This window comes from Demequina sediminicola (genome assembly GCF_000975055.1).
GTDB lineage: Bacteria > Actinomycetota > Actinomycetes > Actinomycetales > Demequinaceae > Demequina > Demequina sediminicola.
Genome location: NZ_BBRB01000004.1, coordinates 1 through 14333, shown reverse-complemented (window position 1 = coordinate 14333; position 14333 = coordinate 1). Strand labels below are relative to the sequence as shown.

Sequence of the window (14333 nt, the reverse complement as noted above, 5' to 3'; positions counted from 1 at the left end):
TTCATTCATGGTCATGTATAGTTATGCACATGTCGATCTCAGTCGCAGTCTCTGGTGCCTCCGGATATGTGGGCGGTGAGGTGTTGCGTGTGTTCAGTGAGCACCCGGACGTGGAGTTCGGTGCGCTGACGGCGCATTCATCTGCTGGCGATCTCTTGGGGGTGCATCAGCCCCACCTGCGATCCCTGGCGGATCGCGAGATTGTCGCCACGAACGCTGACACGCTCGCGGGCCACGATGTCGTCGTCCTTGCCCTCCCGCACGGAGCGTCAGGCGAGATCGCCGCACAGCTACCGCCTGAGACTCTCGTGATCGACTGCGGCGCTGACCACCGGCTCGCGTCGTCCCAAGCGTGGGCCGAGTACTACGGCGGTGACCACTCCGGTACCTGGCCTTATGGCATGCCCGAGTTGATGACTGCCTCCGGCCACCAGCGTGACAATCTTCCAGGAGTGAAGCGTGTCGCCGTGCCCGGTTGCAACGTGACGGCAGTGACCCTGGGTCTTCAGCCTGGCGTCAAGGCGGGGGTCATTGATCCCACCGACATCGTTGCAGTGCTCGCCAACGGCTACTCAGGGGCTGGCAAGAAGCTCGCGACCAACCTCCTCGCATCCGAGGGACTTGGCGCCGCCAGTGCTTATGGCGTGGGGGGAGTTCACCGTCACATCCCGGAAATCGTGCAAAACCTCGGCGTCGCCGGAGCAGACGACGTCAAGATCTCGTTTACCCCCACGCTCGTTCCCATGGCCCGCGGCATCCTTGCCACGATCACGGCGCCGCTTGCTGCTGGCACCAGCGCGGACGAGGTCCGTGCGGCCTGGGAGAGCGCGTACCCGGACGAGCCTTTCGTGCACCTGTTGCCAGAGGGGCAATGGCCGACGACCGCCGCGACCCTGGGCGCGAACACGTGCGTGGTGCAGGTCGCGGTCGACGAGAAGGCCGGCCGAGTCGTGGTGATCTCCGCGATCGACAACCTCGTGAAGGGGACAGCCGGACAGGCATTGCAGTCAATGAACATCGCATTGGGACTTCCCGAGGCAACCGGTCTTCAACTCCAGGGGGTAGCACCGTGAGTGTCACAGCAGCACAGGGCTTCGTCGCGGCAGGAGTCGCCGCGGGTATCAAGTCGACAGGCGCAAAAGACGTGACCGTTGTGGTGAACGACGGTCCAGACAAAGTCGCAGCGGGAGTCTTCACGACAAACCGGGTGGAGGCTGCGCCCGTGACCTGGTCGCGTCAGGTCGCATCTGACGGCCGCGTCGACGCGGTGATTCTTAACTCCGGCGGCGCAAACGCCTGCACCGGACCGGAGGGGTTCGCCGACACGCACGCCACGGCTGAGCACGTGGCCGCTGCGCTGGGTGCAGCGGGGCGCTCGATCGCGTCTGGTGATGTGGCAGTGTGCTCCACAGGTCTCATTGGCGTGCGTCTCCCCATGGACTCGCTTCTGAAGGGGGCCGATGCCGCAATCGCGGGTCTCTCGCCCGACGGTGGGGAGGATGCCGCAGCCGGCATCATGACGACTGATTCAGTATCGAAAACTGCAGTCGCAACCCGGGACAGTTGGACCGTCGGGGGCATGGCGAAGGGCGCAGGAATGTTGGCGCCAGGAATGGCGACCATGCTGTGTGTCGTGACCACCGACGCGGCCATCGATGCCGAAGTCGCGAACCATGCCCTAGCATCGGCCGTTCGCCAGACCCTCAACCGGGTTGACTCCGATGGCTGCATGTCGACCAATGACACGGTGTTGTTGATGGCTTCGGGTGCCTCAGGCACGCAGGTCGGCGCCGTCGAGTTTGAGGAAGCGTTGACCGAGGTACTCGCAAGTCTCGCCCGCCAGCTAGTCGCTGATGCCGAAGGCGCGGGCCACGACATTGCCGTCACGGTCAAGAACGCCACCACCGAAGACGCCGCGGAGGCGGTGGCTCGTGCCATCACTCGCTCAAACCTCTTCAAGACTGCGATCTTCGGAAATGACCCGAACTGGGGCCGCATCATTTCGGCCGCTGGCACCGTCCCCGAGGATGTCGCTCCGTTTGATGCCCGGTCACTTGACGTGTTCGTCAATGACATCCAGGTCTGTCGCAATGCAGGCGTCGGAGAAGACCGCGACCTTGTCGACCTTACGGGACGCGAAGTCTCTGTCGTCGTCGACCTCCACGCTGGCGAGGCCGTTGCAACGGTCTGGACCAACGATCTGACCCACGATTACGTCCACGAGAACAGTGCATACAGCTCATGAGCCATGACATTGATTACCCCGACCTGACCCCGCCGCAAAAGGTAGGCGTCCTCATCGACGCTATGCCGTGGATCGAGAATTTCAAGGGCGCGACCGTCGTGATCAAGTACGGCGGCAACGCCATGATTGATGACGAACTCAAGGCTGCCTTCGCTCAGGATGTCGTACACCTACGTCTGCTCGGATTGCACCCTGTCATCGTGCATGGCGGTGGACCTCAGATCTCGGAAATGCTCAGCAAACTGGGGATCGAATCCGAATTCCGAGGTGGGTTGCGCGTGACGACCCCCGAGGCAATGGATGTCGTTCGCATGGTGCTGACCGGATCCGTTTCCCGAGAACTGGTGGGCCTCGTGAACGACCACGGTCCGCTGGCTGTCGGTCTGTCCGGCGAGGACGCGGGCCTCCTGCAGGCCAAGCGCCGGCAGGCAACGGTGGACGGCGAGCAGGTGGACGTGGGTCTGGTTGGCGATGTGGTGAAGGTGAACCCCGCTGCCATTGAGGACATCATCTCTGCCGGACGCATTCCTGTGGTGTCGACGGTCGCGCCCGACATGGACGATCCGACCACCGTTTTGAACGTGAATGCGGACACCGCTGCCGCCGCTATCGCTGTGGCACTGCGCGCACGCAAGCTAGTCATGCTGACAGACGTGGAAGGCCTGTACGCGAACTGGCCTGACAAGGATTCACTGGTGCGTCGGATCCACGCCAGCGACGTTGAAAAGCTGCTCCCCAGCCTGGCTTCCGGCATGGTCCCCAAGATGGAGGGATGCTTGCGCGCGGTTCGCGGCGGCGTTGCACAAGCGCACATCATTGATGGGCGCGAACCGCACTCGTTGCTGACGGAAATCTTCACCACTCGCGGTATCGGAACGATGGTGCGGCCTGACGACACGGAGCTGTGGGCATGACGGATCTGAACGAACACGGTGGGTTCGGGCTCGACAGCGGGCATGTTGGCGTGCAGCGCTACTCGCACGCCTTGATGGGAACCTACGGGACTCCCATGCGCATGCTGGAACGCGGCGAGGGCAGCTATGTTTGGGACGCGGATGGCAACCGGTATCTCGATCTGCTTGGCGGCATCGCTGTGAACGCGTTGGGCCACGGCCATCCTGCCTGGGTGAAAGCTCTCACCGAACAGGCCGGGACGTTGGCACACGTCTCCAACTTCTTCGCCACCGCCCCGCAGGTTGCGCTTGCGGAACGGCTCTTGACGCTCGCGCATGCCCCGTCGGGTTCGCGTGTGTTTTTCTCGAACTCGGGTGCTGAGGCCAACGAAGCCGCGTTCAAGATGACCCGCAAGACGGGTAAGGGCACTGTGATTGCGCTCGAGGGGGGCTTCCACGGGCGCACGATGGGCGCGTTGGCGATGACGCATAAGCCTGCCATCCGTGAGCAGTTTGAGCCGATGCCCGGTGGAGTGGTGTTTATCCCAGCTAACGACGCAGAAGCTCTTCAGGCGGCTGTCGCTGAAGCCGGCGACGATCTTGCTGGCCTCATCATGGAGCCCATCCAAGGCGAAGCGGGGATTCAGCCTCTCACCCACGAGTTCTTGGCGGAAGCTCGTGCTCTCGCTACGCGCCACGACGCTTTGCTGATCTTCGACGAGGTGCAGACCGGTGTCGCACGTACGGGTGCTTGGTTCGCCCACCAACTTCACGGCATCCAGCCGGATGTGATGACTCTCGCCAAGGGTTTGGGCGGCGGTTTCCCGATCGGTGCAGTAGTGGCATTCGGTGAACGGGCCGGAACGCTCTTGGGCAAGGGTGAGCACGGCACCACCTTTGGTGGCAATCCGATGGGTGCAGCAACTGCCTTGGCGACGTTGCAGGCCATCGAGGATGAGTCGCTGATCGCCAACGCCAAGGCTGTGGGGGAGCACATCCGCGGGCGTGCTCTCGAGATTCCCGGTGTTCTTGAAGTACGCGGCGAGGGTCTGCTGCTGGGTATCGGCCTGGCCGCGCCGCACTCTGCCGCGATCGCCGCTGCCGCGGTCGATGCCGGCTTTATCGTGAACCCTCCGTCACCTGACACGGTGCGGTTGGTTCCAGCGCTGACGCTGACAACAGCGGAGGCCGATTCCTTCCTTGATTGGTTCGCTTCGTACGTCGCGGCGAACCCCCTGACAGATGGGGAACAGTGATGGCACGGCACTTTCTTCGTGACGATGATCTGACGCCTGCTGAGCAGCGCGAGGTCTTAGAGATGGCTCTGGCAATGCGTCATGACCGCTTCTCGCATCGTCCTTTCGCTGGGCCGCAGTCGGTGGCTGTCATTTTCGACAAGCACTCGACACGCACACGCGTGTCGTTCTCGGCGGGCATCTCGGAGCTGGGTGGTTTCCCTCTGGTGATCGATTCGGCAAGTTCCCAAATGGGCCGCGGCGAGTCGGTGGCCGATACGGCCCGAGTGCTGGAACGCATGGTGTCCGCCGTCGTGTGGCGCACGTTTGGGCAGGATCGGCTCGAAGAGATGGCTGCCAACTGCGGCGTGCCGGTCGTCAATGCGCTGACGGATTCCTTCCACCCTTGCCAAATTTTGGCTGACCTTGCGGCAGTTGCTGATGAGCGCGGGGGAGTGTCTGCCTTGGCTGGCCTCGACTTCGCCTACGTCGGAGACGGCGCCAACAACATGGCGCAGTCGTACCTGCTCGGATGCGCGACGGCCGGAATGCATGTGCGGATTGGTACCCCGGAGGGTTACCTGCCTGGTGCAGATGTCGTCGCGCGCGCTGAGGAGATTGCTCAGACCACTGGCGGGTCGGTCACGGTCACTCACGATGTGTCCACAGCAGTCCAGGGTGCTGATGTCGTGGCGACCGATGCGTGGGTGTCCATGGGCGATGAGGGCGAGGCCGAGGCACGCGAACGTGCGTTTATTGATTTCCAGGTGAATGACGCCGCTCTTGAACTTGCTGCGCCTGGTGCTCAGGTGTTGCACTGCTTGCCTGCATATCGTGGCAAGGAGATCACAGCGGATGTCATTGACGGTGACCAGTCGATTGTGTGGCTGGAAGCCGAGTATCGTCTCCACGCCCAGAAGGCGTTGCTTACTTGGCTGGTGGAGCAGGCGTGATGTCCCAGACCATTCCCGCGACGAAGGCTGCCCGCCAGGCGCTGATTCGGCGGCTCATCGAAACGGACGCAATCCACTCACAGGGTGAGTTGGCGCTTCGGTTGGAGAGCCAAGGAATCGGTGTGACGCAGGCAACGCTGTCGCGGGACTTGGTCGACATCGGCGCGGTCAAGGTGCGCGGGCTTGGCGGTGCGCATATCTATGCAACCACCGACTCGTTGAGCGTCTCTGAGGACACCGACCAACGGCTCACCCGGTTGTGTGCAGAACTCCTCTTGACTGCTGACGGTTCGGCGAACCTCTCGGTACTGCGGACGCCTTCTGGCGCTGCACAGTACTTGGCGAGCGCTATCGATCAGCATGAGGATCCGTTGATCTTGGGGACCGTCGGTGGCGACGACACCATCATGGTGATCACCCGTGAGCCAGACGGCGGCCTGCGTTTGGCGCGTCAGTTCCTGGAGCGAGCCGCGGGCGAAAGCCCCTCATTTCACCAGGGGTAGGTGCCCCTCCACAGATGTGCTGGCGTGACGCCGGCGTAGAACGAATCATTCACAGTAAGACGTATCGAGAAGGAGATTGAACATGACGGATCGGGTGGTGCTCGCGTATTCGGGCGGCCTGGACACTTCGGTGGCCATTGGATGGATCGCCGATGCTACGGGCGCTGAGGTCATCGCCGTGGCAGTGGACGTGGGCCAGGGTGGTGAGGACCTCGAGGTCATTCGCCAGCGCGCGCTCGACTGCGGCGCAGTAGAGGCCTATGTTGCCGATGCTCGCGACGAGTACGCCGAGGAGTACTGCATGCCAGCGCTCAAGGCGAACGGCCTTTACCAGGACAAGTACCCTCTCGTGTCAGGTCTGTCGCGACCGGTCATCGTCAAGCACTTGGTGACTGCCGCTCGCGAGTTCGGCGCCACTACGGTTGCTCACGGGTGCACCGGTAAGGGCAACGACCAGGTGCGTTTCGAGGTGGGCATCACGTCGATTGCTCCTGAGCTCAAGTGCATCGCCCCTGTGCGCGACCTCGCGCTGACCCGCGACAAGGCAATCGAGTACGCCAGCCGTCACCAGTTGCCCATTGAGACCACCAAGTCCAACCCGTTCTCCATCGACCAGAACGTGTGGGGCCGTGCTATCGAGACGGGCTTCCTGGAGGACATCTGGAACGCACCCACGAAGGACATCTACAACTACACGGATGACCCCGCGTTCCCACCGGTCCCCGACGAGGTCACCATCAGTTTCGAGCACGGTATCCCCGTGGCTATCGACGGTGAGAAGGTCACGCCGCTGCAGGCCATTGAGATCCTCAACCGCCGCGCGGGGGCGCACGGCATCGGCCGTATCGACATCGTCGAGGACCGTCTGGTCGGCATCAAGTCACGCGAGGTCTACGAGGCTCCGGGTGCGGTGACGCTGATCGAGGCTCACCGTGAACTCGAAAACGTCACGCTGGAGCGCGAACAGCTCCGCTTCAAGCGTGGTGTCGAGCAGAAGTGGGGCGAGCTCGTCTATGACGGCATGTGGTCTTCGCCGCTGAAGGACTCGCTCGATGCATTCGTCAACGACACTCAGGAATACGTCTCAGGTGACGTGCGCATGGTCCTGCACGGTGGTCGTGCGACTGTGACCGGCCGTAAGTCCGAGACTGGCCTGTATGACTTCAACATGGCGACGTACGACGAGGGCGATGCATTCGACCAGTCTGCGGCTCGCGGCTTTATCGAGATCTACGGCCTCGCAGCCAAGCAGGCAGCTGCGCGCGCTGCACGCGTGAAGGGATAGTCCACGGTGGGAGAGCAGCACGGTACGAATGAAGGCGCTTTGTGGGGTGGACGCTTCGCGTCTGGTCCAGCGGAGGCATTGGCAGCGCTGAGCAAGTCAACGCAGTTTGACTGGCGATACGCCGACGATGATCTGCGTGGGTCGATCGCTCATGCGAACGCACTTCACCGTGCCGAGCTGCTCTCCGACGAGGAACTCTCCACGATGGTCGAGGGGCTCGAGCAGATGCGTCGAGACAACGCGGACGGTGAGTTGCACCCAGCCGAATCCGACGAAGACGTTCACGGTGCGCTCGAGCGTTTACTTATCGAGCGCATCGGTCCTGAGGTCGGAGGCAAGCTCCGTGCGGGCCGCTCTCGCAATGACCAGATCGCGACGATGGCACGCATGTACCTGCGTCGTCACGCCCGCGTCATTGCTAAGGGTGTGCTCGACGTCGTTGATGCCTTGCTTGAACAAGCCGATCGCCACTTGGATGCCCCCATGCCGGGTCGCACGCACTTTCAGCATGCTCAGCCGGTGACGCTCGGTCATCACTTGATGGCGCATGTGTGGCCGTTGCTTCGGGATGTCGACAGGCTCGTGGACTGGGATGCTCGTGCGGCGCAGTCTCCGTACGGTGCCGGCGCGCTGGCGGGATCGACCCTGGGGCTCGACCCCCAAGGGGTCGCAGATGAGCTCGGCTTCTCAGGCCCATGTGAGAACTCGATCGATGCGACTGCGAGCCGTGACGTGGTCGCCGAGTTCTTGTGGGTCTCGTCGATGATTGGCGTCGACCTGTCGCGCATTTCTGAAGAGGTCATCGCTTGGGCGACCGTCGAGTTCGGCTTCGTGTCACTCGACGATGCGTATTCGACCGGGTCCTCGATCATGCCGCAAAAGAAGAACCCCGATATCGCTGAGCTCGCGCGAGGTAAGTCGGGTCGCTTGATCGGTGATCTGACGGGCCTCCTCGCGACCCTCAAGGGCCTGCCCTTGGCGTACAACCGGGACATTCAAGAGGTCCACGAACCTGGATTCGATGCGGTCGAGACCCTCGAAGTGATGCTGCCGGCATTCTCTGGCATGGTTCGGACTCTCGTGTTCAAGACGGAACGCATGGCAGAGCTTGCTCCAGCAGGATTCTCACTTGCCACCGACATCGCTGAATGGCTAGTGAAGGAGGGCGTGCCATTCCGTGACGCTCACGAGGTCGCCGGCGCCTGTGTGCGCCTATGCGAATCGAAGGACAAGGAACTCCACGAGCTCACACTCGAGGAGATGGACGCGATCCACCCGTCCCTCAACGAGCGTGTCCTCGAGGTGCTCACCGTTGAAGGCTCGTTGGCTGCTCGCGATGGCGTCGGCGGTACTGCACCAGCCCGAGTCATCGAACAGGGACGCAGCGCCCGCGAACGCGTGCGTCACTTCCGCCCTTGGGCCGCCGCCTCGGAATAGAAGCCTCAGACGAGAGATATCCACGGATGACCCACGACGACCCGAGCAGGTGCACGGCGTGGGTTCTCTGTTTTCTTGGCTCTTCCCGCCCTCGCTCGGCGGCATCTGACAGCATGGCATCGTGACCCTTACCGACAGCTTGCACGCCCGGCTCCCTCAGATGCTGGACGACGCCCGCGCCATCATCGAGTGTGAATCGCCGTCTCATGACCTGAAGGCCGTGGCGAAGTCTGCAGACGTTGTCGCCGGAGTTGTGGGGCGCAGGCTCCGAAGTGTGGGCCTTGACGCAGAGCCCGAGCGCCTGGTCATCGATGGTGTCACTCACCTTCGTTGGCGCTGGGGAGGCCCAACGCGGATCGTGCTGTTGGGTCATCACGACACGGTCTGGCCTCACGGGTCCCTTGAGACTCATCCGTGTTCGGTTGGAGCCGGAGTCATGCGGGGGCCCGGGTGCTTTGACATGGCCATCGGCATAGTTCAGGCGGTCCATGCGGTGACCGAACTCGCTCGGCGCGAAGGTCCCGGCGCGGCTGATGGCGTGACGCTTCTGATCACTGGCGATGAGGAAGTCGGGTCCGTCACGTCGCGGGCACTTCTCGAAGAGACAGCGGCCGATGCTCGTGCCGTGTTGGTTTTCGAGGCCTCCGGTCCGCGAGGGGCCCTGAAGACTGAGCGCAAGGGCACCAGCATGTATACGGTGAGCGCGCACGGGCGTGCGGCGCACGCGGGCCTTGAACCAGAAAACGGTGTCAATGCGGGGCTGGAACTTGCGTATCAACTTCAGGCTGTCGCTGACCTTGACGGCAGCGCAGATGGAACCACGGTGGTGCCGACGAGCGGCACTATCGGCAGCACGGTGAACACGGTTCCCGCGCTGGCCTCATTCGGGGTCGATGTGCGTGCCAGGACTCGTGCAGAACTCGAGCGAATCGACGCACGGATTCGGGGCCTTGAGGCGAAGCTACCGGGCGCTTCCGTCACGGTAGAAGGCGGCATCAACCGGCCGCCGCTTGAGTATGCGATGGCTGCCCCGTTGTTTAAGCGGGCTGTGCGCTTGGCTTCCGCCGCCGGAATAGAAGACCTCGCCGAATGTGCAGTTGGCGGTGCCTCCGACGGAAACTTCACTGCCGGCTTGGGGATCCCCACGCTTGACGGACTCGGTGGAGTCGGCGGTGGAGCACATGCTGATGACGAGCATGTGCTCATCGAGCATGTGCCGCACCGCACCGCTTTGGTGGCGCTCTTGATTGCTGATCTGCTCGGTGACCGCGCGGAGAAGGCATGATGAGCGACGCAAACGTCGCCATGCTCGATGAAGCGATCGCTGCAGCATCACGAGCTGGTGTCACGGTGCGGGAACTCAGCACGGTTGAGGTCGATGCCGCGGCGACGCTCTTGCGCGTCATGTGGGGCTCTGGCGTGGTGGAACCTCCGATGATGGTCGCATTGCGCCATGCCGGTGCCTACGTCGCTGGTGCCTTTTCGGACAACCGCCTTGTTGCCGTGTGCGTTGCGTACTTCGCGGAGCCATTGGGGAAAGTTCTTCATTCCCATGTGGCCGCGGTCGCTCCGGGCAATGGTCACCGCGGCATCGGCATGGCGCTCAAGTTGCATCAGCGTGCCTGGGCCGGGGTGCGGGGATTGCGCTGGATCACGTGGACTTTTGATCCTCTGGTGGCGCGCAATGCGTCGTTCAATCTGAATCGACTGCGTGTCGAAGTGGCTGAGTATCTCGTGGACTTCTATGGACAGATGCCCGATGCGGTGAACGCGGGGCAGGGGAGTGACCGGCTGCTCGCGCGTTGGGATGTGGCGTCGACTCACGGCGAGGCGGTGTCCGGGAGCCAAGGTCTCTCGGTTCGTGTTGCTCAGGCTGCGCCCCTCCTGGTGGCCGGACCTGACGAGAAACCGGTGTTGACGCCTCTTGATGCTGACGTGTCGCTCATCACAGTCGCGGTTCCTGCCGATATCGAAGCGATGCGGCGGGAGAACAGTACTGTCGCTACTCACTGGCGTCACGCCGTGCGGGAAGCACTGCAGGACCGCATCGTCCTCGGGTGGACCATCATTGGCTTTGAGGGCAACCGCTATGTGCTGGAGGCACCATGATGCAGATCGATCACGTGACAATTCATGAGTTGCAGATTCCACTCGTGTCCCCGTTTACCACGTCGTTTTCCACTCAGTACGCACGCACAGTGGTGGCCATTGAAGTGGCTGCGCGCACGAGTGCTGGAGAAGTCACCGGGTGGGGCGAGTGCGGGGCACTCGCGGAACCCGTCTATTCGGAGGAGTACGCGACTGGGGCTGTCGACGTCATCGAGCGTTTCCTTCTGCCGCGGCTGGCGGAAGCTCAGCGGGACGGGGCGCTGAGTGCCGAGACGTGTGCGAGCCACGTGGAATCCATCGTGGGACACCGTATGGCAAAGGCCGCTCTGGAATCGGCAATTCTCGATGCCCAGCTCAAGGCGTCCCAGACATCCTTCGCGTCGTATCTCGGCGTCACAGCATCGTCCGTGCCGTCGGGCGTTTCCGTGGGGATTCAGGAGTCCATACCCCGTCTGCTCGAGACCGTCGCCGGATACGTCGATGAGGGATATCAGCGCATCAAGCTGAAGATTCAGCCGGGTTGGGACATCGAACCCGTCCGAGCGGTGCGCGAAGCTCACCCTGATGTCCCACTGCAGGTCGACGCCAACGCGGCCTACACGCTTGTGGACTCTGCCCACCTCCGTGGATTGGATGCCTTCGATCTTCTCCTCATCGAGCAGCCATTGGGAGAGGCGGATATGCGTCAGCATGCGGAACTTGCGCGCGTGATGGCCACGCCGATGTGCCTTGATGAGTCAGTGGTGTCTGCCGAGGGCGCCGCGGATGCCATTGCTCTGGGCGCGGCTGCTGTGATCAACATCAAACCTTCGCGCGTCGGCGGCTACCTCGAAGCTCGACGGATCCACGATGTGGCCCGGGCTTCCGGTACCGCAGTCTGGTGTGGCGGCATGCTGGAGACCGGTCTTGCGCGGGGCGCCAACGCAGCCCTCGCCGGCCTTCCTGGCTTTACGTTGCCAGGAGATATCTCTGCCTCCAGCCGGTTCTACGACCGCGACCTCACCACGCCGTTCGTACTCCGCGACGGGCGCATTGATGTGCCGACATTTGCGGGTCTTTGTAAGCAGCCCGACGAGGCCGCGATCGCAGACTTCGCCGTGGACGTCCGCCACGTGGACGTATCGTGACACCAGTGCGTGCATCGAGCATGAGGTCGGCATGACTAACCCGTCCATTGCGCAGATCGTGGAGCAAGCGTCAGTGCGCCGCGCGTTGGCCGGACGCACACGGGTGATCCTGATCGACGGCCCCGCAGGGTCGGGCAAGACCACTCTTGCTAACACGATCGCTATCGCATTGGGCGGACGCGCATCTGAAGGGGCGGGAACGTTTTCCCCTGACAATCTTCCCGCGGCCTCGAGTCCTACTCAGATCCTTCATGGCGACGATATGTATGAGGGCTGGTCTGGACTGGACGCACTCGACGATGTGCTAGTTCAGCAAGTGCTGACGCCGCTCGCCGACGGACACAGCGGCGCCTTCCGTATGTGGGACTGGCACGTTGACCGACGCACGCATCACATCGCTGTTCCGCCACGCGATTTCTTGGTGGTTGAAGGTGTCGGGGTCGGGCGCGAGTCCGCACGCGACTTAGGCGCATTGGTGCTGTGGGTAGAAGCACCTGCTGACGTGCGACTGGCCCGGGGCATTGAGCGGGACGGGGAACAGATGCGTGCCGAGTGGCTCTCCTGGATGGACACGGAGCGCGCTCATTTCATCGCGGACCACACGCGTGACCATGCTCACATGCTGATCGACGGCACGTTGCCTATTCCTACGCGGCCTGTTCCTTCGCGGTGAAACCGATGTACGGAATGTCCGTTTCTGAGACGCTTCTCAGGAGAACAGGAATACCGTCGACTTAGTCGCTGGACGCGTGATGGCTTGAGCCGGCTGGGCACCGTGCGGATGTCCACCCCTCAGCGCCGGTTCACCCTCGCCGGATCGCGTCCAGCGGCATCTTCGTCGTCTGTGCAAGCAGCCCGACATTCTGGGCCGGCGCGGGGGCCAGCCACGAACGTCACTGACCACAGAGGTCCATCAGGGCCATGATGGGTAGGCAAGTACTCACTCGACACAACTACTGGCACAATGGCGAGCATCATGACTGAGCACATCCTTGACGAGCTGACGTGGCGTGGCCTCGTCGCGCAGACCACCGGTGAAGACGAACTCCGCGATGCGTTGAGTTCCGGGCCGCTCACGTTGTACTGCGGCTTCGACCCCACGGCACCGAGTTTGCATCATGGCCACCTCGTGCAGTTAGTGCTGCTGCGTCACTTGCAGCGCGCGGGCCACCGGGTTTTGCCGTTGGTGGGCGGCGCCACGGGCATGATCGGCGATCCTCGGATGTCCGGGGAACGTGTGATGAACACCAAGGACACCGTTGCCGAGTGGGTGGAGCGTTTGCGCTCTCAGATCTCGCGCTTCTTGGACTTTGAGGGCGACAACCCCGCGACCATGGTGAACAACCTTGACTGGACTGGGGAACTCACTGCGATCGACATGTTGCGCGAGATCGGTAAGCACTTCCGCCTCGGCACCATGATCGCGAAGGACACGGTCGCCCGCCGCTTGTCGAGTGATGAAGGAATCTCGTACACCGAGTTCAGCTACCAAGTGCTCCAGGGCAACGACTTCTTGGAACTTCATCGACGCTACGGCTGCACGTTGCAGACGGGTGGCAATGATCAGTGGGGCAACCTGCTCAGCGGGGTCGAGTTGATCCGCAAGGCTGAGGGTCATGGTGTGCACGCCATGACGACGCCATTGATTACCAAGGCTGATGGCACCAAGTTCGGTAAGACCGAAGGCGGTGCGGTCTGGCTCGCTCCGGACATGATGAGCCCATACGCGTTTTACCAGTTCTGGATCAACACTGACGATGCAGACGTGGTGCGTTTCCTCAAGATCTTCACGTTCCGCACGCGGGCAGAGATCGAGGAGATCGAGACCAAGGTACGAGAGGAACCGTTCCGTCGCGAGGGCCAGCGGACACTGGCATGGGACGTCACCGCACTGGTCCACGGCGCGGAGGCAGCCGATGCTGTCGTTCAGGCATCGCAGGCTCTCTTTGGCCGCGGGGAACTCGACACCCTGGACGAGGGGACGTTGGCCGGAAGCGCAGCCGAACTCGGCGAGACATCGATCGACTCCGAGACGACTGTGGTTGATGCGCTCGTTGCCGCGGGCATCGTGAGTACGAAATCGGACGCTCGTCGCGCAGTGCAGGACGGCGGTGCCTACGTGAATAACGTCAAGGTCGAAGGGATCGACTCGGTTGTTGCCGCACATGCGCCGCTTGCCGGCGGGTGGTTTGTTCTTCGACGTGGAAAAAAATCCGTCGCACTTGTCCGGCTCTGAATGCCCTCGAGCTGTCGCCATAACCGCTACAAGCAGTGAATACCAGGCTGTTTGAGTCGATATCGGGTGCGACACGCCCGGGATCCTGACGATTTGACGATGGGGTTCATCTGGCCGTAATGTTCTTCTTGCTGCCGACGAGGGGAGCGCGGAAACATGGCCCAGAGGGTCAAACACATCCGCTCCCCGCAGCATCCCATTGATACAGATCTTGGTTCGCTAGCGCGCTCCGAGGGTGTACGATAGGAAGTCCGCTCAAGGACACAAAACAAACCGCTAGAGATAGCGATTTGACAGAGTGAAAATGAGC

13 protein-coding genes are annotated in these 14333 nt (G+C 62.5%); all 13 read left to right on the top strand.

All coding sequences use genetic code 11. The features are described from left to right. Nucleotides 1–29 precede the first annotated feature (29 nt). The 13 genes from argC to tyrS all read left to right on the top strand — a co-directional run bounded on the left by argC (nt 30) and on the right by tyrS (nt 14023). Nucleotides 30–1073 (top strand): N-acetyl-gamma-glutamyl-phosphate reductase, encoded by a 1044-nt coding sequence (gene argC / locus AOP79_RS08580; RefSeq protein WP_201774451.1) that lies wholly within the window; start codon nt 30–32, stop codon nt 1071–1073. Beyond that, on the top strand, nt 1070–2245 hold the full coding sequence (argJ, locus tag AOP79_RS08575; RefSeq protein WP_062072627.1) for a bifunctional glutamate N-acetyltransferase/amino-acid acetyltransferase ArgJ: 1176 nt from the start codon (nt 1070–1072) through the stop codon (nt 2243–2245). Before argC ends, argJ begins: the two co-directional genes overlap by 4 nt. Continuing rightward, nucleotides 2242–3159: an acetylglutamate kinase gene (gene argB, locus AOP79_RS08570; RefSeq protein ID WP_062072625.1), complete on the top strand. Its 918-nt coding sequence runs from the start codon at nt 2242–2244 to the stop codon at nt 3157–3159. Before argJ ends, argB begins: the two co-directional genes overlap by 4 nt. Then, a complete protein-coding gene (locus AOP79_RS08565) occupies nt 3156–4394 on the top strand; it encodes an acetylornithine transaminase (RefSeq protein ID WP_062072623.1) in 1239 nt (412 codons plus the stop codon). Before argB ends, AOP79_RS08565 begins: the two co-directional genes overlap by 4 nt. Further along, nucleotides 4394–5326, top strand: coding sequence for an ornithine carbamoyltransferase (gene argF / locus AOP79_RS08560; protein ID WP_062072621.1), 933 nt, complete (start codon nt 4394–4396; stop codon nt 5324–5326). Before AOP79_RS08565 ends, argF begins: the two co-directional genes overlap by 1 nt. Further along, nucleotides 5326–5829 (top strand): arginine repressor, encoded by a 504-nt coding sequence (gene argR, locus AOP79_RS08555; RefSeq protein ID WP_062072619.1) that lies wholly within the window; start codon nt 5326–5328, stop codon nt 5827–5829. Before argF ends, argR begins: the two co-directional genes overlap by 1 nt. 82 nt (nt 5830–5911) lie before the next feature. Continuing rightward, nucleotides 5912–7114 carry an argininosuccinate synthase gene (locus tag AOP79_RS08550; RefSeq protein WP_062072617.1) on the top strand — a complete coding sequence of 401 codons (1203 nt, stop codon included), beginning with the start codon at nt 5912–5914 and terminating at the stop codon, nt 7112–7114. 6 nt (nt 7115–7120) lie between these two features. Beyond that, on the top strand, nt 7121–8551 hold the full coding sequence (gene argH, locus AOP79_RS08545; RefSeq protein ID WP_062072615.1) for an argininosuccinate lyase: 1431 nt from the start codon (nt 7121–7123) through the stop codon (nt 8549–8551). Between the two features lie 121 nt (nt 8552–8672). Continuing rightward, nucleotides 8673–9836 carry a M20/M25/M40 family metallo-hydrolase gene (locus tag AOP79_RS08540; RefSeq protein ID WP_236683339.1) on the top strand — a complete coding sequence of 388 codons (1164 nt, stop codon included), beginning with the start codon at nt 8673–8675 and terminating at the stop codon, nt 9834–9836. After that, nucleotides 9836–10660: a hypothetical protein gene (locus AOP79_RS08535; protein ID WP_062072613.1), complete on the top strand. Its 825-nt coding sequence runs from the start codon at nt 9836–9838 to the stop codon at nt 10658–10660. Before AOP79_RS08540 ends, AOP79_RS08535 begins: the two co-directional genes overlap by 1 nt. Beyond that, nucleotides 10660–11787 carry an o-succinylbenzoate synthase gene (gene menC, locus AOP79_RS08530; RefSeq protein ID WP_062072984.1) on the top strand — a complete coding sequence of 376 codons (1128 nt, stop codon included), beginning with the start codon at nt 10660–10662 and terminating at the stop codon, nt 11785–11787. Before AOP79_RS08535 ends, menC begins: the two co-directional genes overlap by 1 nt. Nucleotides 11788–11818: 31 nt before the next feature. Further along, on the top strand, nt 11819–12460 hold the full coding sequence (locus AOP79_RS08525) for a uridine kinase family protein (protein WP_062072611.1): 642 nt from the start codon (nt 11819–11821) through the stop codon (nt 12458–12460). Nucleotides 12461–12763: 303 nt separating this feature from the next. Beyond that, complete coding sequence (tyrS, locus tag AOP79_RS08520) at nt 12764–14023, top strand: tyrosine--tRNA ligase (protein ID WP_062072982.1); 1260 nt, start codon at nt 12764–12766, stop codon at nt 14021–14023. The last annotated feature ends 310 nt before the right edge of the window (nt 14024–14333 follow it).